This window comes from Lysobacter sp. TAB13 (assembly GCF_052113885.1).
GTDB classification, from domain to species: domain Bacteria; phylum Pseudomonadota; class Gammaproteobacteria; order Xanthomonadales; family Xanthomonadaceae; genus Lysobacter; species Lysobacter gummosus.
The window spans coordinates 70,237-95,005 of the sequence record NZ_JBFRDR010000009.1 but is presented as its reverse complement, the minus strand read 5'-3'; the positions used below and the strand labels follow the sequence as shown (position 1 = coordinate 95,005).

The 24,769-nt window shown below is 66.3% G+C and carries 22 protein-coding genes; 14 read left to right on the top strand and 8 right to left on the bottom strand.

Annotated features, from left to right (window positions below):
* The first annotated feature begins 115 nt into the window (after positions 1 to 115).
* Positions 116 to 1,216 (top strand): alkene reductase, encoded by a 1,101-nt coding sequence (locus AB4Y92_RS12710; protein ID WP_441819974.1) that lies wholly within the window; start codon positions 116 to 118, stop codon positions 1,214 to 1,216.
* A 55-nt stretch (positions 1,217 to 1,271) separates the two neighbouring features.
* On the opposite strand, the gene AB4Y92_RS12705 is transcribed toward AB4Y92_RS12710, so the two are convergent.
* Positions 1,272 to 1,913: an HD domain-containing protein gene (locus AB4Y92_RS12705; protein ID WP_441819973.1), complete on the bottom strand. Its 642-nt coding sequence runs from the start codon at positions 1,911 to 1,913 to the stop codon at positions 1,272 to 1,274.
* A gap of 125 nt (positions 1,914 to 2,038) precedes the next feature.
* Here AB4Y92_RS12705 and AB4Y92_RS12700 point away from each other — a divergent pair, with 125 nt between their 5' ends.
* On the top strand, positions 2,039 to 3,004 hold the full coding sequence (locus AB4Y92_RS12700) for a GlxA family transcriptional regulator (RefSeq protein ID WP_441819972.1): 966 nt from the start codon (positions 2,039 to 2,041) through the stop codon (positions 3,002 to 3,004).
* A gap of 20 nt (positions 3,005 to 3,024) precedes the next feature.
* Here the strand turns inward: AB4Y92_RS12700 and mnmE are convergent, their stop codons facing one another.
* The 4 genes from mnmE to rpmH form a co-directional block, all read right to left on the bottom strand.
* Positions 3,025 to 4,392 carry a tRNA uridine-5-carboxymethylaminomethyl(34) synthesis GTPase MnmE gene (mnmE, locus tag AB4Y92_RS12695; protein ID WP_441819971.1) on the bottom strand — a complete coding sequence of 456 codons (1,368 nt, stop codon included), beginning with the start codon at positions 4,390 to 4,392 and terminating at the stop codon, positions 3,025 to 3,027.
* Positions 4,393 to 4,713: 321 nt separating this feature from the next.
* Positions 4,714 to 6,441, bottom strand: coding sequence for a membrane protein insertase YidC (gene yidC, locus AB4Y92_RS12690; RefSeq protein WP_441819970.1), 1,728 nt, complete (start codon positions 6,439 to 6,441; stop codon positions 4,714 to 4,716).
* Positions 6,442 to 6,456: 15 nt separating this feature from the next.
* On the bottom strand, positions 6,457 to 6,891 hold the full coding sequence (gene rnpA, locus AB4Y92_RS12685) for a ribonuclease P protein component (RefSeq protein ID WP_215055137.1): 435 nt from the start codon (positions 6,889 to 6,891) through the stop codon (positions 6,457 to 6,459).
* 60 nt (positions 6,892 to 6,951) lie between these two features.
* Complete coding sequence (rpmH, locus tag AB4Y92_RS12680) at positions 6,952 to 7,092, bottom strand: 50S ribosomal protein L34 (RefSeq protein ID WP_027083663.1); 141 nt, start codon at positions 7,090 to 7,092, stop codon at positions 6,952 to 6,954.
* 307 nt (positions 7,093 to 7,399) lie between these two features.
* Between rpmH and dnaA the strand changes: the two genes are divergently transcribed.
* The 12 genes from dnaA to AB4Y92_RS12620 all read left to right on the top strand — a co-directional run bounded on the left by dnaA (position 7,400) and on the right by AB4Y92_RS12620 (position 21,274).
* Positions 7,400 to 8,734, top strand: a complete 1,335-nt coding sequence (gene dnaA / locus AB4Y92_RS12675) for a chromosomal replication initiator protein DnaA (protein ID WP_057941040.1) — start codon at positions 7,400 to 7,402, stop codon at positions 8,732 to 8,734.
* A 679-nt stretch (positions 8,735 to 9,413) separates the two neighbouring features.
* Positions 9,414 to 10,514 (top strand): DNA polymerase III subunit beta, encoded by a 1,101-nt coding sequence (dnaN, locus tag AB4Y92_RS12670; RefSeq protein ID WP_215055133.1) that lies wholly within the window; start codon positions 9,414 to 9,416, stop codon positions 10,512 to 10,514.
* A gap of 326 nt (positions 10,515 to 10,840) precedes the next feature.
* Positions 10,841 to 11,926 (top strand): DNA replication/repair protein RecF, encoded by a 1,086-nt coding sequence (gene recF / locus AB4Y92_RS12665; protein ID WP_441819969.1) that lies wholly within the window; start codon positions 10,841 to 10,843, stop codon positions 11,924 to 11,926.
* A 479-nt stretch (positions 11,927 to 12,405) separates the two neighbouring features.
* Complete coding sequence (gene gyrB / locus AB4Y92_RS12660; RefSeq protein WP_441819968.1) at positions 12,406 to 14,886, top strand: DNA topoisomerase (ATP-hydrolyzing) subunit B; 2,481 nt, start codon at positions 12,406 to 12,408, stop codon at positions 14,884 to 14,886.
* Positions 14,887 to 15,055: 169 nt separating this feature from the next.
* A complete protein-coding gene (locus tag AB4Y92_RS12655; protein ID WP_441819967.1) occupies positions 15,056 to 15,775 on the top strand; it encodes a CPBP family intramembrane glutamic endopeptidase in 720 nt (239 codons plus the stop codon).
* A gap of 82 nt (positions 15,776 to 15,857) precedes the next feature.
* A complete protein-coding gene (locus AB4Y92_RS12650; RefSeq protein ID WP_441819966.1) occupies positions 15,858 to 16,661 on the top strand; it encodes a M48 family metallopeptidase in 804 nt (267 codons plus the stop codon).
* 137 nt (positions 16,662 to 16,798) lie between these two features.
* Positions 16,799 to 18,052: a tetratricopeptide repeat protein gene (locus AB4Y92_RS12645; protein ID WP_441819965.1), complete on the top strand. Its 1,254-nt coding sequence runs from the start codon at positions 16,799 to 16,801 to the stop codon at positions 18,050 to 18,052.
* 146 nt (positions 18,053 to 18,198) lie between these two features.
* Positions 18,199 to 18,876 (top strand): energy transducer TonB, encoded by a 678-nt coding sequence (locus tag AB4Y92_RS12640; RefSeq protein WP_441819964.1) that lies wholly within the window; start codon positions 18,199 to 18,201, stop codon positions 18,874 to 18,876.
* Between the two features lie 84 nt (positions 18,877 to 18,960).
* Complete coding sequence (locus AB4Y92_RS12635; RefSeq protein ID WP_057941048.1) at positions 18,961 to 19,710, top strand: MotA/TolQ/ExbB proton channel family protein; 750 nt, start codon at positions 18,961 to 18,963, stop codon at positions 19,708 to 19,710.
* A 41-nt stretch (positions 19,711 to 19,751) separates the two neighbouring features.
* Positions 19,752 to 20,168 (top strand): ExbD/TolR family protein, encoded by a 417-nt coding sequence (locus AB4Y92_RS12630; protein ID WP_441819963.1) that lies wholly within the window; start codon positions 19,752 to 19,754, stop codon positions 20,166 to 20,168.
* Positions 20,169 to 20,183: 15 nt separating this feature from the next.
* On the top strand, positions 20,184 to 20,597 hold the full coding sequence (locus AB4Y92_RS12625) for an ExbD/TolR family protein (protein WP_441819962.1): 414 nt from the start codon (positions 20,184 to 20,186) through the stop codon (positions 20,595 to 20,597).
* 272 nt (positions 20,598 to 20,869) lie between these two features.
* Entirely contained in the window at positions 20,870 to 21,274 is a 405-nt protein-coding gene (locus tag AB4Y92_RS12620; protein ID WP_441819961.1) for an ExbD/TolR family protein, read from the top strand.
* 523 nt (positions 21,275 to 21,797) lie between these two features.
* Here the strand turns inward: AB4Y92_RS12620 and AB4Y92_RS12615 are convergent.
* The 3 genes from AB4Y92_RS12615 to cls form a co-directional block, all read right to left on the bottom strand.
* The gene (locus AB4Y92_RS12615; RefSeq protein WP_441819960.1) at positions 21,798 to 22,553 is read right to left on the bottom strand and encodes a pyridoxine 5'-phosphate synthase; all 756 of its coding nucleotides are present in this window, start codon (positions 22,551 to 22,553) and stop codon (positions 21,798 to 21,800) included.
* 91 nt (positions 22,554 to 22,644) lie between these two features.
* Positions 22,645 to 22,905 (bottom strand): hypothetical protein, encoded by a 261-nt coding sequence (locus AB4Y92_RS12610; protein ID WP_057941054.1) that lies wholly within the window; start codon positions 22,903 to 22,905, stop codon positions 22,645 to 22,647.
* 300 nt (positions 22,906 to 23,205) lie between these two features.
* Positions 23,206 to 24,642, bottom strand: coding sequence for a cardiolipin synthase (cls, locus tag AB4Y92_RS12605; protein WP_441819959.1), 1,437 nt, complete (start codon positions 24,640 to 24,642; stop codon positions 23,206 to 23,208).
* Positions 24,643 to 24,769 lie beyond the last annotated feature (127 nt).

Sequence of the window (24,769 nt, the reverse complement as noted above, 5' to 3'; positions counted from 1 at the left end):
CCCGGCCCCGCAGCGATTCTTGCCGCAACAGAAAGAGTCGTTTGCCCGCCGCCGTATTTTTCATCGCCCCCGCGATCCCCACACTGATCGCAATCGCAGCTTCCAGAGACCGACCATGTTGTTCACCTCACACCGCCTGGGCGGGTTCGATACCGCCAACCGCATCGTCATGCCGCCGATGACCCGCTCGCGCGCCGCCCACGGCGAAGTCGCCACCGAGCTGATGGCGCAGTACTACGCGCAACGCGCCGGCGCCGGCCTGATCGTCAGCGAAGGCACCCAGATCAGCCGCCAGGGCCAGGGCTATGCCTGGACGCCGGGCATCTACACGCGCGAACAGATCGCCGGCTGGCGCAAGGTCACCGACGCGGTGCACGCCGCCGGCGGGCGCATGTTCGCCCAGCTGTGGCATGTGGGCCGCGTCTCCCACGTCGCGCTGCAGGCCGACGGGCAGGCGCCGGTGTCGTCGTCGGCGCTGATCGCGCCAGGCGTGAAAGTGTTCGTCGATACCGAAGGCCGCGGCCCGGAAGCCGGCGTCGGCGAGATGGTCCAGCACTCGCCGCCGCGGGCGTTGAGCGTGGAGGAGATTGCCGCCATCGTGCGCGACTTCGCCCAGGCCGCGCGCAACGCGCTCGAAGCCGGGTTCGACGGCGTCGAACTGCACGGCGCCAATGGTTATCTGATCAATCAGTTCATCGACTCGCAAGCCAACGCCCGCGACGACGAATACGGCGGTTCGCTGCCCAACCGCCTGCGTTTCCTGCGCGAAGTCGCGCAAGCGGTGGCCGACGTAGTCGGGCCGCAGCGCATGGGCGTGCGCCTGGCGCCGCTGACCACGCTGCAAGGCGCGGTCGACGACACCCCGCAGGCCACGTACCTGGCCGCGGCCAAACTGCTCGACGATATCGGCGTGGCCTACATCCATATCGCCGAGGCCGACTGGGACGACGCGCCCGGCATGCCCGATGCGTTTCGCGAAGCGCTGCGCATCGTCTACGGCGGCAGCCTGATCTACTCCGGCCGCTACACCAAGCAACGCGCGGAAGAAGCCTTGCGCAAGGGCTGGGCCGACCTGATCGGCTTCGGCCGTCCGTTCATCGCCAATCCGGACCTGCCGTACCGCCTGCGTCACGATCTGCCCTTGAACGAAGGCGACCGCGCGCGTTATTTCGGCGGCGGCGCGCAGGGCTATACCGACTACGCCCGCGCCGCCTGACGCGTGGCGCGATGTCAACAGCCGGCGCGGTTCATCCGCGCCGGCCGTCGCGGATTCAACTCGCCCACTTCGATTCGCGGATCACGCTGCAGAAGTTGCCGCGCACGAATCCGGGCTGCTTGTCGGCGATCACGTCGGCCTTGACGTTGCCGAACGTCGTCTCCGGCTTATGCCGGATGCCGTCGTAGAACGCCTGCAAGATGTCTTCCTTGAAACGCGCTCCGCGCGGATGCTCGCGCACCACCGCTTCGCGCTGCGCGTCGCTGTAGCGGTCGTAGGTCAGCCCCAGCACATCCATTTCCACGCCCGCGGTCACCAGCGCAATCAGCGGATGCATGTGCTGCGGGATCCCCGGCGTGGTGTGCAACGCGATCGCGGTCCAGACGCGGTCGATATCGAGTGCGTCGATCCTGTGACCGCGCAGGAAATCGCGCGCGGCGTTGGCGCCGTCGACTTCGAAGCGTTCGCAGGCGCTGCTATGGACATGGGTCAGTCCCATGTCGTGAAACATGCAGCCGCAATACAGCAGCTCGGGATCGAAGCTCAGCCCGCGTTCGCGGCCGGCCAGCGCGGCGAAGTAATAGACCCGGCTGGAGTGATGGAACAGCAGCGGCGAGGCGGTGTCGCGGACCAGCTCGGTGATCTCGCGCGCCAAGGCGCTGTCGGGAATGCGGATGCCGTCGATATCGAAGTTCATGGCGATGCCTGACTGTGGGGACTTTCATGCTCGGCGCCGGCCGCCATGGCCTCAATCGTCGTAATACGTCTTAAACTGCCATTTCACGCGTCCAGCCGACGCCGGCCCGCCGGCAAGCGAATGTCATGGCCCGAACCATCGCGATCCTCGCCCTGCCCGGCGTCCAACTGCTCGATGTCTCCGGCCCGCTCGACGTGTTCGCCCAGGCCAATACCGAGAGCGGCCGCGAGGCCTACGCGCTGCGCGTGGTCGCCTGCGCGGCCGGGCCGATCCGCAGCTCATCGGGCGTGCGCCTGCTGCCGGACCTGATCGCCGGCCGCACCGACGAGCGCTTCGATACCTTGCTGGTCGCCGGTGCACCGGATGCTGCGCGCACCCGGCCCCGGGATCACGTCCTCGCCTGGCTGCGCGCCAGCGCGGCGAAGTCGCGGCGCTTCGGTTCGGTCTGCACCGGCGCGTTCGCGCTGGCCGCGGCGGGTTTGCTCGACGGGCGCCGCGTCACCACGCATTGGGCCGCGGCCGAAGCCTTGGCGGCGGCGTACCCGGATACGACGGTGGAACCCGATGCGCTGTTCGTGCGCGACGGAAAACTGCGCACCGCCGCAGGCGTGACCGCCGGCCTGGATCTCGCCCTCGCTTTGGTCGAAGAAGACCTGGGCCGCGAGTTGGCGATGCGCGTGGCCTCGCAGTTGGTGATGTTCTTCAAGCGCCCGGGCGGGCAATTGCAGTTCAGCCGCCGCGGCCAGGCGCATCCGGCCGGGCGCTCGGCCTTGCAGGAAGTGCAGCGTTGGGTCGCCGCGCATCTTGCCGACGATCACAGCGTCGAGGCGCTGGCCGCGCGCGCCGGATTGAGCCCGCGGCATTTCGCGCGGCTGTTCCTGGCTGAAGTTGGAATCACTCCGGCGGCGTGGGTCGAACTGGCGCGGATCGATCACGCGCGCGAACTGCTCGAAGCCGGCACCGCCGCGCCCAAGCAGGTCGCGGCGCTGTGCGGCTTCGCCAATGCCGACACCTTGCGGCGCGCGTTCGCGCGGCAGCTCGGCGTGACGCCGGCGGAATACCGGCGGCGCTACGGACACGGGCGCGTTTAAGCGCGCGGCCGCCGATCGGCTTATTTGCCGATGCAGAAGCTCGAAAAGATATGCCCGAGCAGATCGTCCGCGCGCACGCGGCCGGTGATTTCGCCCAGGGCTTCATGCGCCTGCCGCAATGCTTCGGCGGCGAGGTCGAGCATTTCGTGATCGAGCTGGGCGCGCGCGTCGTCGAGCTCCTCGCGCGCGCGCAGCAGCGCATCGACGTGTCGCGCGCGCGCGGTAAACGCGCCTTCGGCCGCGTCCGCCGCGTCGCCTTGCGCCAGCGCGCGCAGGCGCGCGTGCAGGGCGTCCAGGCCGGCGCCGGTCTGGGCGGAAACGAATACGCGATTCTCGCCGCCGATATCGGCCGGACCGGGCGAGTCGTAGTCGGATTCGAGCAGATCGATCTTGTTGTAGACGAACAAGCGCGCCGGCACGTCGATGATCGCGTCCGACACCGAGGCCAGCCCGATGTGCGGGGCGCGCGCGTCGATGACCACGATCGCCAAGTCCGCGCGGGTCAGCTCGCCGCGCGCGCGACGCATGCCTTCGCGTTCGATCGCATCGCCGCCGTCGCGCAGGCCGGCGGTATCGACCAGGGTCAGTTCGACGCCGTCCAGGCGCACGGTCTCATGCAGCAGATCGCGGGTGGTGCCGGCGATGTCGGTGACGATGGCGCGCTCGCTGCCGGCCAGCGCGTTGAGCAGCGAACTCTTGCCAGCGTTGGGCGGGCCGACGATCACCGCGTGCAACCCGTCGCGCAGGCGGCGGCCGCGTTCGGCGGCGGCGAGCAAATCGTCGAGCGAGGTCGAGGCGGCGGCGAAGCGCGTGCGCAATGCGGCGCCGCCGAGGGTGTCGAGCGGTTCGTCGGCGAAATCGATCGCGGCTTCCACGTGCACGCGGATCGCGAGCAGATCGGCGGCGAGGGCTTCGACACGGCGCGAGAACTCGCCGTCGAGCGCGCGCCGCGCAGCGCGGGCGGCGCGCGCGTCGCCGGCGGCGATCAGGTCGGCGACGGCTTCGGCCTGGGCCAGATCGAGGCGGCCTTCGAGAAACGCGCGTTCGCTGAATTCGCCCGGTCGCGCCCGTCGCGCGCCCAGGGCACATGCGCGCGCCAGCAATTCTTCGAGCAACGCCGGGCCGCCGTGGGCCTGCAGCTCGACCACGTCCTCGCCGGTGTAGCTGGCCGGCGCGGCGAAGTAGAGCGCGATGCCGTCGTCGATGGTCTCGCCGGCTTCATCGCGGAAACGCACGTAGTGGGCGTGGCGCGGCTGCAGTTCGCGCGCGGCGATGGTCTGCGCGATCCCGCGCGATCGAGAACCGGACAAACGCACGATGCCGACGCCGCCGGCGCCGGGCGCGGTGGCAATGGCGGCGATGGTGTCGCGGGCGGCGGGCGGGGTCATGGGGAGGATCATAAATCCGGGGGTGGCGAAGGGGATGTATTTCGGGGACGGTCCGCAACGGGATTCGCGATTCGCGGCCAGTAGGGCGCTGTTTTTGCCGTCATTCCCGCGAAGGCGGGAATCCAGCGACTTCAAGCGTTCTCGCACGAAAGGCACTGGATTCCCGCGTTCGCGGGAATGACGAGCAAAAGCGAACTCTCCGCGCGACCTAACCCGCGTTGGCCGTTAGTGCCACGCGACGTAGCCCCAACCTCACAAACACGAAGCCCGCCTTGCGGCGGGCTTCGTGGGCGAATCGAATCAATCGACCCAGACCGAACCTCAGTCCTTGTCCTTATCCTTGCCCGCCGTCGCCGGCGCCTCGGCATAACGCTTGGTGGTCACCCACTGCTGCAGCAGGCCCAGGCCGCCGTTGGCGACTTGGTACAACACCAGGCCAGCCGGCAGGAACGCCAGGATCACGCCGAACATCAGCGGCATGAACTGCATCATCTTGGCCTGCGCCGGGTCCATGCCGGTCATCGGCGTGAGCTTCTGCGTGGTCCACATGATCGCGATGTTCATCAGCGGCAGCACGAAGAACGGATCGCGCGAGGTCAGGTCGTGGATCCACAGCATCCACGGCGCATGGCGCAGTTCCACCGACTCGGCCAGCATCCAGTACAAGGTCATGAAGATGATCATCTGCGGCAGCAGCGGCAGACAACCGCCGACCGGGTTGATCTTCTCTTTCTTGTACAGCTCCATCAGCGCCATCTGGAACTTCTGCTTGTCCTCGCCGTAGCGCTCCTTGAGCTGAGCCACGCGCGGCTGGAACTTGCGCATCTTCGCCGCCGACTTGTACTGCGCGGCCGACAGCGGATACAGCGCCAGCTTCAGCATCACCACCAGGCCGATGATCGCCCAGCCCCAGTTGCCGAACAGGTTGTGCAGTTTCTCCAGCAGCCAGAACAGGCCGTTGGCCAGGGTCGCGAAGATGCTGTAGCTGCTGAAATCGACGGCGCGGTCCAGGCCGGGCACGTTCTGCGCTTCGATCGCCTTGACCAGCTTCGGGCCGACCCACAGGCGCGCTTCGGTCGTGGCCTTCTGGCCCGGAGCGACGTTGACGCCCGGGCCGAGGTCGCGGATCAGGTACTGCGGCGCGGCGCCGGCGTTGAGCTGCTCCAGCGAGAACTCGCCGGCGTCCTTGTCGCCCGGAATCCAGGCGGCGAAGAAGTGGTGCTGCAGCATCGCTATCCAGCCGCCGGTGACTTGCTTGTCCAGCTTGCCGTCGGCGAATTTGTCGAACTTGCGCTTCTCGTACTTGTCGGCCGGGCTGTACCACGCCGCGCCCTGGAAGCTGTACTGCTCGGGGCTGAAGGGCCCCTTGCGCGCCAGTTCGCGCGGCACGCGGCTGAGCTGGCGATAGACGAAGCCCTGCCACGGCGCGGTGCTGCCGTTGCTGACTTCATCGCGCACTTTGATCGCGTAGTCGCCCTGGCGGAAGGTGTAGGTGCGGGTGATGGTCACGCCGTTCGGGCCGGTCCATACGAACGGCACGGCGATGTCCTTCGCGTCCTTGGCCAGGACCAGATCGCGCTGCTCGCCGGCATAACGGAAGCCCGACTCGTGCGTCGGCGCGGCGTTGCCCTGGCTGACCCAGCCGCTCTGGGCGACGAAGTACAAGCTGGAGTCGCTGGCCAGCAGCCGCATCGGCGGGCTGTCGGGCTCGGAGCTCACCGGGTAACGCAGCAGATCGGCTTCGCTGATCTCGCCGCCGCGCAAGGTCACCTTGAATACGCCGGTGGTGACGGTGACGGCCGGTTCGGCGCCGTTGGCCGCGGCAGTACTGACGGTGGAACCGCCGGGAACCGCCGGCGTGGCCGCGGTCGGCGCGCCCGGCACGGCGGCCGTGGCGGCGACGCCGGAGGCGACCGGCACGCTGCTGGCCGGTGCGACCGCGCTCGGCGGCGGCACGGGCGGAGCCGATTTCTCCTTGCCCCACTCCATCCATAGCAAGGTCGCCACCATCAGCCAGGCGAGGATCAGAAAAGCACGGGTCTGGTTCATGGGCAGCAGGCAGGCTCAGCCGGGACCGGGGTCCGGCGTGGGGTCGGAAGGGGAAGCGGCCGGCATTGTGCCGGGCGCCGCAGTTGCGGGCAATGCGAGCGCCGGACGGGTGCCGCCGCGCTTGAGCAGACTGTGGAAGGCGACGCGGAGTTCCTCGCCGCTGCAGCGCGATGCGCCGGGTCGAGCGACCACGACATAGTCGCCACCGGCCAGCTCGGCGCGGACGTGGCGGAAGGCGTCGCGAAGCACACGCTTGATGCGGTTACGGCCGACCGCATGCGGATCGACCTTACGCGAGACCGCAAGGCCCAGGCGCGGCGCGATGGAATCGTCGGCCTGGAAATGCAAAGCAAGCACGGGCAGCGCCACGCGCCGCCCATGCTTGAATATACGGTCGAAATCGGAGCGCGCGCGTACCCGCGCGGTGCGCGGGAAGCGGGTCGAATTCATTGCAGGCGGGCGGCCGCTGGACGCCGGATCGGGAAGATCGCGACAGGCGGCCGGCAACGCTTAGGCGGTCAGGCGCTTGCGGCCCTTGGCGCGACGACGGGCGAGGATCTTGCGGCCGTCGGCAGTCGCCATGCGGGCACGGAAACCGTGGTCGCGCTTGCGCTTGAGGTTGCTGGGCTGGTAGGTGCGCTTCGTGGCCATGATCGGCTCGGCTGTAACTGGCGTAGAGGACCGCGGATTCTACGGGATCGCACAAGTTCGGGTCAACTCTTTGTTTCGTCTGCGCTTTGCGTTGCGCGACCGGCGCCGCCAAAGCGGTCGCCCCAGCCTGTGCATGAACCTGTGGATTAGTCCTGTTCCGGACCCGGCGGCGATGGTAGTCTGACCGACCCCCCGGCCTCCTTCGTCGCGATGTACGCATCGTGCGTTGGGCCGCTTTCGTCCGTCGCCCGGCCTCACCGCCCCGCCCGGCCGACCGCATCACGCATAAAGAAGACTCACAGCACAGATGGAAGCCTGGCCCCGCTGCCTTGAACGCCTCGAAGCCGAATTCCCGGTCGAGGACGTCCACACCTGGTTGAAACCGCTGCAGGCGACGCAGCGCGACACCAAGACCGTGCTCTACGCGCCGAACGCGTTCGTGGTCGAACACGTGCGCGAACGCTACCTGGGCCGGATCCGCGAACTGCTGTCGTATTTCGCCGGCAGCGACGATGTCAGCCTGGAAATCGGCTCGCTGCCGCGCATCGCGCCGTTGCCCGCGCGCGAGCCGGACATCGCCGTGAGCGCGCCGCGCCCGGTGGCGCCGCCGGAGCCGTTCCAGGGCAATCTGGACAATCACTACACTTTCGACAACTTTGTCGAAGGCCGCAGCAACCAGCTCGGCCGCGCCGCGGCCTGGCAGGCGGCGCAGAAACCCGGCGAACGCGCGCACAACCCGCTGCTCTTGTACGGGGGAACGGGCCTGGGCAAGACCCATCTGATGTTCGCCGCCGGCAACGCCATGCGCGAGGCCAATCCGGCCATGCGGGTGATGTACCTGCGTTCGGAACAGTTCTTCAGCGCGATGATGAAGGCGCTGCAGGATAAGACGATGGATCAGTTCAAGCGCCAGTTCCAACGCGTGGACGCGCTGCTGATCGACGACATCCAGTTCTTCGCCGGCAAGGACCGCACCCAGGAAGAGTTCTTCCATACCTTTAATGCGCTGTTCGACGGCAAGCAGCAGATCATCCTGACCTGCGACCGCTATCCGCGCGAGGTCGAGGGCCTTGAGCCGCGATTGAAGTCGCGCCTGGCCTGGGGCCTGTCGGTGGCGATCGAGCCGCCGGACTTCGAGACCCGCGCCCAGATCGTGATTTCCAAGGCCAAGGAACGCGGCGCCGCGGTGCCGGAGGAAGTCGCCTTCCTGCTGGCCAAGAAGATGCGCAGCAACGTGCGCGACCTGGAAGGCGCGCTCAACACCCTGACCGCGCGGGCCAATTTCACCGGCCGCGCCATCACCGTCGAGTTCGCGCAGGAAACCCTGCGCGACCTGTTGCGGGCGCAGCAGCACGCGATCGGCATCCCCAACATCCAGAAGACCGTGGCAGACTACTACGGCCTCCAGATCAAGGACTTGTTGTCGAAGCGGCGTACCCGTTCGCTCGCCCGTCCTCGCCAGGTCGCTATGGCGTTGACCAAGGAGTTGACCGAACACTCGTTGCCGGAAATCGGCGACGCGTTCGCCGGCCGCGACCACACGACCGTTCTGCACGCCTGCCGTCAGATCCGCACGTTGATGGAAACCGACGGCAAGCTGCGGGAAGACTGGGACAAGTTGATTCGTAAACTCAGCGAGTAAGTCGTTCCGGCGGCGGCGGCAACGCCTAGCCGGAAGGAGAGAAAGAACCGCTGTGTCGTACAAGCCGGGTGCGCGGTCGGTTGCACGGGCCGTTGCATCGGCGGAAAGAAACGAAGTGATTGTTGTGAGGCGGGTGTTGCGGGGGCTTCGAACCCGGAGCGCCGCGTTCGCCGATCACGCTCCAACGTATAGGCTCGACCGCGCTGCCGGCCGCGCTCATCGTCTGAGATCGCAGGACCGCTGCTGCAGGGTTGCCGTTACCTCGTAAGTCGTCTCGGGAAGCGTCGGATCGTGAGGTGCGAAGGTTTGCGCGGAAGGAACGGGAACGCTGGAGGTTTCGCCAGCACGCACCGCGATTTCAGCTGCCGTGAGGCCGTGTCACTGCGGCGAGACACAAGGTAATTCGTAAACCACTGATGCGAAAGGCATAAGTTGGGGGACGAAAGACGCACAAGCTGTGGACAAGTTAGAGGCCGCCCAGAGGCGCCGAATTTATCCACAGGTTCTACCCGGTCCCCAAGGCCGGTTCTACCCGCTTTTGAAGTACCGAAAAACGTATGGATATCAAAGCGTTACATACGTTCTCCAACGTTTTTCGCCGCTCCACCTCCACCATGCTTTTGATTTATACATCTCTTTAGTAATTGGGCTTGCGCCCACAGACGGCCAAGGGGTCCGCATGCGTTTCAGTCTGCAACGCGAAGTCTTTCTCAAGCCGTTGGCCCAAGTGGTCAATGTCGTCGAACGCCGGCAGACCTTGCCGGTCCTCGCCAATCTGCTCGTGCAGGTCAAGGACGGGCAGCTGTCGCTGACCGGCACCGACCTGGAAGTCGAAATGATTTCCCGCGTGGCGGTCGAGGATGCGAAGGACGGCGAAACCACGATTCCGGCGCGCAAGCTGTTCGAAATCATTCGCGCCCTGCCCGACGGCAGCAAAGTCACGGTCAGCCAGACGGCGGAGAAGATCACCGTCCAGGCCGGTCGCTCGCGCTTCACCCTGGCCAGCCTGCCGGCCAACGACTTCCCGTCGATCGACGAAGTCGAGGCCACCGAGCGCGTGCGCGTGCCGGAAGCGGCGTTGAAGGAGCTGATCGAACGCACCGCGTTCGCGATGGCCCAGCAGGACGTGCGCTATTACCTCAACGGTCTGTTGTTCGACCTGCGCGAGACCAGCCTGCGCTGCGTCGCTACCGACGGTCACCGCCTGGCCCTGTGCGAGGCGCCGTTCGAAGGCAACGCCCAGGCCAAGCGCCAGATCATCGTGCCGCGCAAGGGCGTGCAGGAACTGCAGCGTTTGCTCGAAGGCGGCGATCGCGAGGTCGAGCTCGAAATGGGCCGCGGCCACATCCGCATCAAGCGCGACGATGTCACCTTCACCAGCAAGCTCATCGACGGCCGCTTCCCCGATTACGAGGCGGTGATTCCGATCGGCGCCGACAAGGAAGTGCGGATCGAGCGCGAAGTGCTGCGCGCCTCGCTGCAGCGCGCGGCGATTCTGTCGAACGAGAAGTACCGCGGCGTGCGCATCGAAGTCACCCCGGGCCAGCTCAAGATCAGCGCGCACAACCCCGAGCAGGAAGAAGCGCAGGAAGAAGTCGAAGCCGACACCAAGGTCGATGACCTGGCTGTGGGCTTCAACGTCAACTACCTGCTCGACGCCCTGACCGCCCTGCGCGACGAACACGTGGTCATCGCGCTGCGCGACGCCAACTCGTCGGCGCTGGTGCGCGAGGCCTCCAACGAGCGTTGCCGCCATGTGGTGATGCCGCTGAGGCTCTGATTCGGGTTATCGAGTCAGGTTCCACGTGGAACACGAAGACGCCCGGTTCTTAACCGGGCGTTTTTCGTTGACGGGTCCGGATTGGTGCCGGGCGCGGACCTGGCTGTAGCAGCCCCGTTAACCCTTGGGTCCGGGGCTGCTCTGTTCCCGCCGCAGGGATTTCTCCGCAAAGCCTGTTCCGGCGGATCTCCTGCCCGGCCCAATTGCCCGTGCAGTCCGGGGCGGCGTTTCGCAGCTCGTGCCGTTTCCGTTGCGGCAGGCGCAACCCGCGCCTGAAACCGAGCCGCGCCCGCCGCCCGTCAACCCAATCTGCGATCATTTCCCCCATGCACGTAACCCGCCTGGACGCCCGCGGTCTCCGCCGGTTCGCCGAAGTGAGCTTGTTGCCGGCGCCCGGGATCAACCTGATCACGGGCGAGAACGGCGCGGGCAAGACCAGCCTGCTCGAAGCCCTGCACCTGATGGCCTACGGTCGCAGTTTCCGCGGCCGCGTGCGCGACGGCCTGATCCGGTCGGGCGACCCGGCGTTGGAAATCTTCGTTGAATGGCAGGAGGCCCGCCGCGAGCAACGGCGCAAGGCCGGCCTGCGCCACAGCGGCCAGGATTGGGTCGGGCGGCTGGACGGCGTAGCCGTATCCCAGCTCGGCGAACTCTGCGCCGCCCTGGCCGTGGTCAGTTTCGAGCCCGGCAGCCACGCCCTGATCACCGGGGCCGCGGAAATCCGCCGGCGCTACCTCGATTGGGGCCTGTTCCACGTGGAACATGACTTCACTCCGCTGTGGCGCCGCTATACCCGGGCGCTAAAGCAGCGCAATGCCCTGCTCAAGGCCCGCGCCCGCGACGGCCAGCTGGATGCCTGGGACCGGGAGCTGGCCGAGTCCGGCGAACCGCTGACCCGACGGCGCCAGCAGTACCTGGACGAGCTGCAGCCGAGATTCGCCGCCTTGGCAGCCGAACTGGCGCCGTCCCTGGGCGCGGTGCGCCTGGATTACCTGCCGGGCTGGCGCCGCGAGGAATTTCCACTGGCCGATGCCCTGCTCCTGGCCCGCGATCGCGACCAATTGGCCGGCTACACCTCGGTCGGCCCGCACCGGGCCGACTGGCGGATCGGCTACGGCGCCATTCCCGGTCGCGAAGCCCTGTCGCGCGGCCAGGCCAAGCTCACCGCGTTGTCGGCCTTGCTGGCCCAGGCCGAGCATCACGCAGCGATCCGCGGCGAATGGCCGGTGGTGGCGCTGGACGATCTGGCCTCGGAGCTTGATCGCAATCACCAGCAGCGGGTACTGGAGCGGTTGCTGGCGTCGAAGGCGCAGGTCTTCATCACCGGGACCGAGGCGCCGCCGGCTTTGGCCGGGATGCGGGTCGAATTGACCAGGTTCCACGTGGAACATGGGCAACTGGTGGGCGGGTAATCGTAGAAGCCCGGTTCCGGGCTCATCGGTAGTGGCGCGGTGCCCAGGCTTCCGCGCCCTGCTCGCTGACCCGCCCGACCAGCCGACCAGCCGACCAAGCCGACCAAGCCGACCAGCCGACCAGCCGACCAAGCATCACTGCGGCGATCGGCCCGCAAGTTGTCGCGCCGATCCAGGCCTCGCAACCACACCTCAAGCCCCTCCAACCCCAATCCAACCATGTTCCACGTGAAACATAGACCCCACGGGGTCGCCCAGGTTTAAATCGGCCTGCGGCGGCCCCATTTAAGACGCTGGCGGCGCGCCGGAGCACCCGGGCGCCGGGTCGCCCCGTCCGAGGTGCCGCGCCGGCCTTCCTCGCCGTTCTGCGGCCGCGGAGCGCCCTCTCCCGCCTGCTATACTTCAATCACTTTTTTATGTGTCTCGACGCGTCCCGGCGGCCCCGCCGGACCCGCGCGTCGTCGGAGCCTGTTGACGCAATGACCAACACCGAGCACGACCCCTCGCAAGACCCGACCGCCGAGCCGTCCACGCCGCAGCCCCCGCAAAACCAGACCTACGACTCCAGCAAGATCACCGTCTTGCGCGGACTCGAGGCCGTGCGCAAGCGCCCGGGCATGTACATCGGCGACGTCCACGACGGCACCGGCTTGCATCACATGGTGTTCGAGGTGGTCGACAACGCGATCGACGAAGCCCTCGCCGGCCACGCCGACGATGTGATCGTGACCCTGCACGAAGACGGTTCGGTCTCCTGCTTCGACAACGGCCGCGGCATTCCGGTGGACATCCACAAGGAAGAAGGCGTGTCGGCGGCCGAGGTGATCCTCACCGTGCTGCACGCGGGCGGCAAGTTCGACGACAACAGCTACAAGGTTTCCGGCGGTCTGCACGGCGTGGGCGTGTCGGTGGTCAACGCGCTGTCCGAGCACCTGTGGCTCGACATCTGGCGCGACGGTCACCATCACCAGCAGGAATACGCGCTGGGCGAGCCGCTGTACCCGCTCAAGCAAATCGAGGATTCGCCCAAGCGCGGCACCCTGCTGCGCTTCAAGCCGGCGGTGGAAATCTTCAGCGACGTCGAATTCCACTACGACATCCTGGCCAAGCGCCTGCGCGAACTGTCGTTCCTCAATTCCGGCGTCAAGATCACCCTGATCGACGAGCGCGGCGAAGGCCGGCGCGACCTGTTCCAGTACGAGGGCGGCATCCGCTCCTTCGTCGAGCATCTGGCCCAGGTCAAGACGCCGCTGCACCCGAACGTGATCTCGGTGTCGGGCGAGCAGAACGGCATCACCGTGGACGTGGCGCTGCAGTGGACCGATTCCTACCAGGAAACGATGTTCTGCTTCACCAACAACATCCCGCAGAAAGACGGCGGCACCCACCTGATCGGTTTCCGCGCCGCGCTGACCCGCACGCTGACCAACTACATCGAGAACAGCGGCATCGCCAAGCAGGCCAAGGTGGCGCTGTCGGGCGACGACATGCGCGAAGGCATGATCGCGGTGCTGTCGGTGAAGGTGCCGGACCCCAGCTTTTCCTCGCAGACCAAGGAAAAGCTGGTCAGTTCCGAGGTTCGCCCGGTCGTTGAGAGCACGTTCGGTGCACGTTTGGAGGAGTTCCTCCAAGAACACCCCAACGAAGCCCGCGCCATCACCGGCAAGATCATCGACGCCGCCCGCGCCCGCGAAGCCGCGCGCAAGGCCCGCGACCTGACCCGCCGCAAGGGCGCGCTGGATATCGCCGGCCTGCCCGGCAAGCTCGCCGATTGCCAGGAGAAAGATCCGGCGCTCAGCGAACTGTTCATCGTCGAGGGCGACTCGGCAGGCGGCTCGGCCAAGCAGGGCCGCAACCGCAAGACGCAGGCGATCTTGCCGCTCAAGGGCAAGATCCTCAACGTCGAGCGCGCGCGCTTCGACCGCATGCTCGGCAGCGCCGAAGTCGGCACGCTGATCACCGCGCTCGGCACCGGCATCGGCAAGGACGAGTACAACCCGGACAAGCTGCGCTATCACCGCATCATCCTGATGACCGACGCCGACGTCGACGGCTCGCACATCCGCACCTTGCTGCTGACGTTCTTCTACCGGCAGATGCCGGAGTTGATCGAGCGCGGGCACATCTACATCGGCTTGCCGCCGCTGTACAAAATCAAGCAGGGCAAGAACGAGATCTATCTCAAGGACGACGCGGCGCTGGACCAGTACCTGGCCAACAACGCGGTGGAAGGCGCGTCGCTGATTCCGGCGACCGGCGAGTTGCCGATCGAAGGCGCGTCGCTGGAGAAGTTGCTGCTGGCCTACGCCGGCGCGCGCGAGACCATCGCTCGCAACGCGCATCGCTACGACCCCAACGTGCTGCAGGCGCTGATCGATTTCACTCCGCTTGACACCGCGCACCTGCTCGCCAACATCGACGAGCGCCACGAACTCGACGCGCTGGAAAAGCGCCTCAACCAGACCGGGCTCGGCAAGCCGCGTTATTCGCTGCAGCTGCATCCGGCCAACGAAACCCGCCAGGCCGCGTTGCTGGTCACGCGCGCGCACATGGGCCAGACCCTGGTGCAGGTGTTGCCGCTGTCGGCGTTCGAAGGCGGCGAGCTGCGTTCGCTGCGCGAAGCGGCGGCGCTGCTGCACGGACTGGTGCGCGAAGGCGCGCAGATCATCCGCGGCAACCGCGCCCAGCCGGTGACGAGTTTCGCCCAGGCGCAGGCGTGGTTGCTCGAGGAAGCCAAGAAGGGCCGCGCGATCCAGCGCTTCAAGGGCCTGGGCGAAATGAATCCCGAGCAGCTGTGGGACACCACGGTCAATCCGGAAACGCGGCGCCTGCTGCAGGTGCGCATCGAAGACGCCGTCGCCGCCGATCAGATCTTCAGCACCTTGATGGGCGATGTGGTCGAACCGCGCCGCGAGTTCATCGAGGACAACGCGCTGAAGGTGGCCAATCTCGACGTGTGACCCGCAAGCGCCCGATCCGGCCGTAACGGCCGGATCGGGCGAGCCACGCGACGGCGCGCGCGAGCGCGCCCTCGCCGCGTCGCCGGCGTCGCCGCCGGCCGCGTTCGACAATGCCGATGCGCGCGCGTCATCCGCATCGCACGCACACACAGGCACATCGCCTGCGTCGTTGTTCACCGCCGTTGGCGGATTCTTCCTCGACCTGTCGCTGGCGATCGCATTGCTCGCCGGCTTGTCGCTGCTCGGCGTGGCCGCGGTCGGCTTCGTGCAGGGATTGCGCGGCATCGATTCTGCGCAAATCGCGCTCGATCCCCTGCTTTTGATCGTCGTGAGCCTGGTCGCGACCGCGATCAGCGCCTTGTTCGTCTACTACTTTCGTCGAAATGCGAACACCGTCGAACGGGCCGAATCGTGGCGCGCGTTGTGGCATCGATCGAGCTGGGGATGGATCGCTTTCGCACTGATCGTATGCAGCGGTTACAGCGCTGTTGTCAGCACGTTCGCGCAAAAAATGGGGATCGACATCACCCCGACCAATCAGGTGCTCGGCGACATCATCCGCACGCATCCGCGCTCGCTGCTGATCTTCGCGGTGCTGATCGCGCCGGCTTACGAAGAACTCTTGTTCCGTCGCGTGCTGTTCGGCCGCCTGTGGGCCGCGGGGCGGCCGTGGCTGGGCGTGGCGCTGAGTTCGGCCGCCTTCGCGCTGGTCCACGAACCGCCGGGCCTGGGCGCCAGCAGCGGCTGGGGCATGGTGCTGCTGTGGTCGGTGTACGCGCTGATGGGCGCGTTGTTCGCCTGGATCTACCGCCGCACCGGCAGTTTGTGGACCGCGTATCTGGCCCACGCCGGCAACAATCTGATCGCCTGTCTGGCCCTGCTCGCCTGAGCCGGCGCCGCTGCGCCGGCTATTGACGATTTGTTAATCCAGGCCGGGCTACAACGGTCGAATCGTTATGGGGAACGCCGGTATGAAACGTCTTGTGCTGGGGCTGTCGATCGCATCCCTGGTCGCCGCCTGCGCCACCACCACCTCGCCCACCGGGCGCACTCAGCATGTCGGCGCGATCTCGAAAGCGCAGCTCGACCAGATGGGCGCGCAGGCCTTCGAGGAGACCAAGAGCAAAGAGCGCCTGAGCACCGACGCTCGCCAGAACGCCTACGTGCGCTGCGTGGTCAATTCGATCACCGGGCAACTGCCGCCGGGCTGGCAATCCAACTGGGAAGTGGCGGTTTTCGTCGATTCCTCGCCCAACGCCTTTGCCCTGCCGGGCGGGAAGGTTGGCGTAAATACGGGGATTTTCACGGTCGCGAAGAATCAGGACCAACTTGCGGCGGTGATTTCGCATGAAATCGGCCACGTGGTTTCGCGCCATCACGATGAGCGCATCACCCGCCAGATGGGCAGTCAGGCCGCGTTGAACATCCTGGGCACCTTGATGGGCGCGCGCTACGGCGACGGCGCCGCCAGCGCGACCAGTCAGCTCGGCGGCGCGGCCTTGCAGACCGCGTTCCTGCTGCCGGGCTCGCGCACCCAGGAAAGCGAGGCCGACGTGGTCGGCCAGCGCCTGATGGCGCAGGCCGGCTACGACCCGCGGCAGGCGGTGAACCTGTGGCAGAACATGATTTCCGCCAGCAGTTCGCGGCCCCCGCAATGGCTGTCCACCCACCCCGATCCGCAGTCGCGCATCCAGGAGTTGAACGCCCGCGCCGGGTCGCTGATTCCGGTTTACGAACAGGCCCGCGCGGCCGGCCGTACGCCCAAGTGTGGATGATGTCGAGTGTGAAAAGGATGTGCAGACCCGTATCGCGCCGGCCCAGGTTTCTGTTAGGTTGGCGGCCCCTTGGCCTTGCGCCGTCCCGCCGCGAGGCCCCACGGTCTGCGGCCGCTGAGCTCTTTTGAGGTGAGTCCATGAACAAGCAACCCACCCGCCATAGCACCCTGCTCGCCGCCGCCATCGGCGCGGTGGTGCTGTTCGGCGCTGTCCCCCAGGCGGCCGCTCAGCAGGACACCGAGCGCCAGACCGAGAAGCGCGAGAACGCCAGCAACCTTCGCGACAACGGCCGCGCCAACTCGCGCCGGAGCAAGAGCGAAGACGGCAAGAAGGTCGAGAACCAGTACCCCAACGCGACCCGCGTCGCGCCGGACGCCAAGGCCTCGTCGAAGGGCGGCGCCAAGCTGCAGAAGATGATGGACGCGTTCAACAAGGAAAAGCCCGCCGACGCGCGCGCCCAGGCCGATGCGATCATCGCCGACACCGGGCTGAACCCGTACGAGCGTTCCTTCGCCGCCCAGATCGGCTTCCAGGTCGCCTACGACGCCGACGACAACAAGGCCGCGATCGAGTACCTGAAGAAGGCCATCGACATCAACGGCCTGGACAACAACAGCCACTTCGACCGCATGTTCGTCCTGGCCCAGCTGCAGCTGCAGGAAGAGCAGTACGCCGAGTCGCTGGCGACGATGGACCGCTTCCTGACCGAATCCAAGAGCACCAAGCCCGAGCACCTGATCGTCAAGGGCAATGCGCTGTATCGCCTGGAGCGCCACGCGGAGGCCGCCAAGGTCATCAAGGCCGCCATTGACGCCTCGCCCGATCCGAAGCCGGAGTGGCAGCAGCTGCTGATGGCGACCTACGTGGAAAGCAACCAGGGCGCCGAAGCGGCCAAGGTCGCTGAAGCCATCGCCGCCAAGTCGCCCAACGACAAGCGCGCGCAGATGAACGTCGCCGCGGTCTACTCGCAGTCCGACATGCTCGACAAGGCCGCCGTGGTGCTCGAGAAGATGCGCGCCGCCGGCCAGTTCACCGAAGACAAGGACTACCGTCAGCTCTACTCCACCTATCTGAATCTGGATGGCAAGGAGAAGGAAGCGGCGGGCGTCATCAACGAGGGCCTGGAAAAGGGCATCCTCAAGCCGGACTACCAGGCCTACGTGGCGCTGGCGCAGTCCTATTACTTCTCCGATCAGGCTGGCAAGTCGATCGATGCGTACAAGAAAGCGGCTCCGCTCGCACCAGACGGTGAGACGTACCTGAATCTCGCCCGTGTACTGTGGCAGGAAGACCGCATCCCCGAGGCCAAGGAAGCTGCCCAGCAGGCGATCTCAAAGGGCGTTAAGAAGCCCGATGACGCCAAGAAGATTCTCGCGCTGAAAGGCAAGTAATTTCAGTGTGTAGAGCCCAACCGCGCTTGGAACCTGTGACGCGGTTTGGTATATGCTAGGAGGTTCCCGCGACTGGAAACGGTTGCAGGAACCGAACGATGGCCCGCGGCGCCCCGGCGTCCGGAAACACCTCCCGAGCTGACGGCATGACGCAAGACCTCGAACTCCAAGTTAGGAATGATGACGACCGCGAAGGTTTGAACTGGGCACGTATTGCCGGTATCTCCTGCGCGATCGCCGTGCATGCCGCGGCGCTCCTGCTGTTGCTGGCCCCGATGACACCGCCCGCGCAGCAGCAGGACAAAGAGGAGGTGACGATGGTCAACATCATCAAGCCGCCGCCGCCGCCCCCGCCGCCGCCGCCGCCGCCGCCGGAACCGCCCAAGGAGCTCAAGCAGCCTCCGAAGGAACTGTCCCCGCCGCGACCGACCCCGACCCCTCCGCCGCCGGATCAACCGCCGGTCGAGAACCTGGATCCGAGCCCGATCGATCCGCCCGCGCCGCCGCCGGCTCCGCCCGCGCCGCCGTCGGTCGCCAGCGACATCGGCTCGAGCGTGGACCCGTCCTCGCGTCGTCTGAATCCGCCGAAGTACCCGCCGACCGAAGCCCGTCAGGGCGTGGGCGGTACCGTAGTCCTCGTGATCAGCATCGACGGCCAGGGCAACGTGCTGGACGTGCAGGTCGAGAAGTCCAGCCGTAACCGTAATCTGGACCGAGCGGCCATGGATGCCGCACGCAAGTGGCGCTTCAATCCTGAAATGCGCAACGGTCAGCCGGTCGCAAGTCGCGTCCGCGTGCCCGTGGATTTCGTCCCGCCGACCTGATCGGGGTCCAGGGACTGTCGTAAGTCACTTTACGTAATACGTACTACCTTCTTTCCTTTCCACGACATTACAAAGGTAAGCGTCATGCTGCAGCAAACCACTACCGCCGCCGCTGGAGGCTCCAACGCAGAAGCGCTCCAGCAGATGAGCTTCATGCATCTGGCGCAGAACTTCGATTTCGTGGGCTGGGTCGTGTTCATCACGCTCCTGCTGATGTCGGTTCTGTCGGTGTACTGGATCGTCATCAATTTCGTTAAGAACCTGCGCCTGCGCGGCTCTTCGGACCGCGTCGTCAGCACGTTCTGGGAAACCCCGAACGCCCAGGACGCCATCCGTTACATGGAAGAGCAGTCGCGCAGCGAGCCGTTCTCGAAGATCGCGCTCGATGCCGCTCAGGCCGCCGCTCACCACCAGCGCCACGAAGGTTCGCGCCTGGTCGAGTCGCTGAACCGCTCGGAGTTCGTCGATCGCGCCCTGCGTCAGGCCGTGACCCGCGAAAGCTCGCGTCTGGAAGCCGGTCTGACCGTGCTCGCCACCGTCGGTTCGACCGCTCCGTTCGTCGGTCTGCTCGGCACCGTGTGGGGCATCTACCACGCCCTGCTGCGCCTGGGCGCCAGCGGCGAGTCCTCGATTCAGGCCGTGGCCGGCCCGGTCGGTGAAGCGCTGATCATGACCGCCATCGGTCTGTTCGTCGCCATCCCGGCGGTGCTCGCATACAACTTCTTCGTGCGCCTGAACCGCGTCACGAACAACAAGTTCGACACCTTCGCGCACGACCTGCACGACTTCTTCGCTACCGGCTCGCGCGTCGGCGAAGTCGGCGGCAAGCGTTAAGCAACAAGCCTCCTCATTTAGCGTAGTTCTGGAGTTCGGACATGGCCTTTAGTTCAGGCGGTGACACTGGCGGCCCCATGGCCACCATCAACGTCACGCCCCTCGTGGACGTGATGCTGGTGCTGTTGATCATCTTCATGATCACGGCGCCGTTGATGACGCATAAGGTCGAGATCAAACTGCCCGATGCCACGCTGAAGAAGATCGAGGAAGCGCCGAAGACGCCGCCGATCACCTTGGCGATCCAGGAAGATGGCCACATCTACTGGAACGACGAGCCCGTGTCGGCGGAGCAGCTGGAAAGCCGGCTGTCGGTCGAAGCGCAGAAGACCCCGCAGCCGCAGCTTAATGTTCGCGGCGACAAGACCACGAAGTACCGCACCATCAACAGCGTGGTGACCGTGGCGCAGAAGCAGGGCATGCGCAAGGTCGGTTTCGTCGCGATCAAAGAACGTTAATCGGAGACTAGTCAGATGGCTTTCAGTAACAACTCCGATAGCGGCGCGATCTCCGACATCAACGTGACCCCGCTGGTCGACGTGCTGTTGGTGCTGCTGATCATCTTCATGGTCACGGCACCGACGGTGTCTTACCCGATCGACGTCAACCTGCCGCAACCGACGTTGAACCCGCCGCCGCAAACGCAAGAACCGCCGCCGCCGATCGCGCTGCGGATCGATGCGACCGGCCAAGTGTTCTGGAACAACAACCCCACGCCGTTGACGGCGATCCAGGGGATGATGAACGAGACGGTTCAACGCGATCCCACGAACCAACCTCTGCTAGAAATCGACACCAACGACGATGCCGAATACGGCATTCTCGCTAGGGTGCTGGCTTATGCCAAAAACGCAGATATGAAAAAAATCGGTTTCGTCCAGAAGTAATTCCGTCCGGAACCGACGCTTACCGTCGTGAGAACGCCGCCCAACCGGGCGGCGTTTTTTTATGCGTGGGGCGGACTCGATGCGATGCGATCCAACTCGATCCGATCCGATCCGATCCGATCCGATCCGATCCGATGCAATGTCGGTGTCGGTGTCGGTGTCGGTGTCGGAGCCGCGACGGTGCCGGGACTGCGCCTTTGGTCGCACTTGCGTTGCGGACTGTGACGGGATTAGCGTAAAGGCGGGCATCCCGCCCAAGGATGGAGGTGCATATGGCCGGCTCCGCGTTCTCCGCATCCACCTACTCGGGCAACGCGCCCGTTGCCGAAATCAATGTCACGCCGCTGGTCGATGTGATGCTGGTCCTGCTGATCATCTTCATGGTCACCGCGCCCGCGCTGACCGGTAATCTCAATCTGTCCCTGCCCTACCCTAGTCCGAAGCCGACCCTGACACCGCCCAAGGTCGTGTTGATGGTGCAGCAGGACGGCAGTTTCGATCTCGACGGTCAGCGCCTGACCACGACGCAGCTGACGGCCGCGCTCGCCGGCGTCGTCCATGCGAACCCGGACACGATCGTGGAAGTCGGCGCCAACGCCGATGCCGATTACCAGGGATTCACTCACGCTCTGTCGGCAGCGAAGGAAAGCGGCGTGCGGAATATTTCTACGCGTTGATGATCGATGGATTTGGATTGTCGGCGATGTATCTGCCGATGCAAAAAGGCCGCTTTTTAGCGGCCTTTTTGCATATTGGAAGACGTTGCGGCATGGCAGGACAAGACGCAGAGCTGCCGTCGGTGAGACGCGAATCAACGAAGCAATGCGTGGCATCACCACACCTTCGCCCGTCATTCCCGCGAACGCGGGAATCCAGTGTCTTTCGCGCCAGAACTATCGAAATCGGCAGAGTGCTTTGCGCCAATGCTCTTCGTTAAACGACATCGATGACGACGGACCTCAGTGTCTTTCGCGCGAAAGTCACTGGATTCCCGCGTTCGCGGGAATGACGAGCAAAAGGGACGTCGGTCAGTTGTACGTCGGAATGATCAGTAAAAAAACACTGGCGCGCAGATGACGCCGACGATTGAATTCTGGTGGCGATACGACATCGCCTTACTCGAACTCGACGCGACCCCGATCCCGATCCCGATCAAGCCCGATATGACTTAAAAGGCCGAGCGAAGCCCAACCAACCGAATCAACGCGCCTTAGCAATCACCTCGACATACGCCCGCACCGTCGCATCCAAGCCCGCGTACAAAGCCTCGCTGATCAACGCGTGCCCGATCGACACCTCAAGCACCTGCGGCACACCGCGCAGAAACGCACCGAGATTGGCCTGACTCAAATCGTGTCCGGCGTTGACGCCCAGACCCACCGCCTGCGCGCGCCGCGCCGCACCGGCGAACAACGCCAGCGCGTCGCCCGTCCGCCCTTCGGCGAAAGCTTCCGCATACGGCCCGGTGTACAGCTCGACCCGTTGCGCGCCGAGTTCGGCGGCGCGTTCGATGCCGTCGCGATCGGCGTCGGCGAACACGCTGACGCGGCAGCCCAGTTCGCGCAGTTCGGCGATGCGCGGACCCAGCCGTTCGGCGTCGCGTTCGAAATCGAAACCATGATCCGAAGTGAGCTGATCGTCGCCGTCCGGTACCAAGGTGGCCTGCGCCGGCGAAGTGCGCCGGCACAGTTCGAACAGGCCCGGATAACCCGGCCGCGGCGGCGCGAACGGATTGCCTTCGATGTTGAACTCGACTCCGCGCGCATGCGCGAGTTCGGCCAGGGCGAACACGTCGTAATCGCGGATATGCCGCGCGTCGGGTCGCGGGTGCACGGTGATGCCGTGCGCGCCGGCGTCCAGGCATGTGCGCGCGGCGCGCAGCACATCGGGTTCGCCGCCGCCGCGCGAGTTGCGCAGCACCGCGATCTTGTTGACGTTGACACTCAGGGCGGTCATGACGAAAGCCTAACGCGCCGCGTTGCCGGCGGCGAGTGCGCAATGTGGCTGGGTGAAAGCGAGGACGGCCGCGGCGAGCGCGCGGCGGCGATCAGCGCTGCGGCGGCTCGGACTGGCTGGCGGCGAGTTTGCGTGCCTCGGCCTGTTCGCGCAGACGGCGCAGCTCGACCGGATCGATGATCACCGAGACGTCGCGGCTGGTGTTGTCCAGGCGCCGGGCCAGCAGGCTCATCACGCCGGCGATCAGCAGGCCCAGCGCGGCCAGCAGGCTCACCGCCATCAGCGCGGGCGAGGTGGTCTTCAGCGCCACCACGAAGGCGGCGATGGCCAGCAGCAGGTAAACCCAAGGCATTGCGGCGTGCTCCCTGACGAATTCGACATCCCCGCGTCCGGCCCGGATCGCGTCCGGACGGCGGTGGACCGTGGGCCTCGGCGGGCCCGGGTCGAGTGTAGCGCGGCCCGGCGACGGCGACAGCTGGGGCCGTCCCTGGCTGCGACCGCCGGCACAGGTGCGCGGGTTGGGCGGAGTTGCCTGAACGCCCGGGATGCCCGGGGCGGCACGATGAGAGCGGCGCAAGCTCCGACCGTCACGGCCGCTTGCGCCGCGACAACGAATTAGCGGCCGCGGCGGCCGGTTCTCCGAAGCCGCCGATCAAAGCACCGGCGACACCAGCCGCGCCAGCGCCTCGGGCAGGCGGGTGCGCCACAGCGAGCGCTCGCGATCGATGCGCACGCGCGGCGCCCACGAGCATTCCTGTTCGATCAACGCCGCCAACTCGCCGGCCAGCGTCGCGTTGTAGAACATCACCGAGATCTCGAAGTTCAGGCGGAAGCTGCGGTGATCGAAATTGGCCGTGCCGATGATCGCCATCTCGTCGTCGCACAGCAGCGCCTTGGTGTGCAGCATGCGCGGGCCGTATTCGTGGATCTTGACCCCGGCTTCCAGCAATTCGTCGAAGTACGAGCGCGCCGCATAGGTGACCAGGCGGCTGTCGCTGAGCTTGGGCACCAGCAGGCGTACGTCCAGGCCGCCGAGCGCGGCCGAGGTCAGGGCCATGCGCGCGGCCTCGCCCGGCACGAAGTACGGCGTGACCAGCCACACGCGCTGGCGCGCGGCGTGGATGGCGCCGACGTGCACGCGATGGATCGCCTCCCAGCCCGAATCCGGCCCGGAGCTGACCACCTGCGCGGCGATCGCGCCTTGCTGCGGCGCCGGATGAATCTGCCGGATCGGCGGCTGGCCGGTGGCGTAGCACCAGTCCTCGATGAAGACGAGTTCCAGCTCGCGCACCACGTCGCCTTCCAGGCGCAGATGCAGATCGCGGTAAGCGTCCTTGCGCAGGCGTTCGTCTTCCTCGTCGGTGATGTTGATGCCGCCGGTGTAGCCGACCTTGCCGTCGATCACCACGATCTTACGGTGCGTGCGCAGGTTCAACCACGGCCGCCGCCAGAACCAGCGCAGCTTCATCGGATGGAACCACGCCACTTCCGCGCCGGCCTCGATCAGCGGCCGCAGGAACGCGCTTGAAGTCGAGCCCGAACCGACCGCGTCGAGCAGCATCAGCACCTTGACCCCGGCGCGGGCGCGCTCGATCAACGCATCGCGCAGCGCGGTGCCGGTGCGATCGGGCTGGTAGATGTAGTACTCCAGGTGGATGTACTCGCGGGCCAAGGCGATGTCGGCCAGCAGCGCCGCGTATTTGGCGCCGCCGTCGATCAGCAGGCGCGCTTGTGTCGCGGTGGTCGGCGGCAGGCCGGTGGTGGCCTGGCCGAGCCGGGCCAGTTCGATGGCTTCCGGCGACGGCGTCAGTCCCGGCGGCGGCGCCGGCAGCGCGGCGCGCGCGCGCACCCGGCGCAGGCGCTGGCGGTGGATGCGTTGCGGGCCGAAGAAGTAATAGATGAGGAAGCCGATGTAGGGCAGCGCCGCCAGGCTCACCAGCCAACTGATGGTCGCCACCGGTTCGCGCTTCTGCAGCACGATCCACAGGCCCAGCCAGACCAGATAGACCGCCCAGCCCACGGTCAGATACAGGCTGAGGTGGGGAATGCGGATCAGGTTCTGCCACAGCTGGGACAGCGCTTCGGGCACGGGGAAAACTCCAATGGGCGACCGATGCGGCCGCAGCCGGTGCGGGCTAAGGCTAGCCCGCCGGGGCATGCACGCAAAGTGTGCAATCGGTCGGCATGGCGAGCATAAGCCGCTGCTGCTGCCTGCG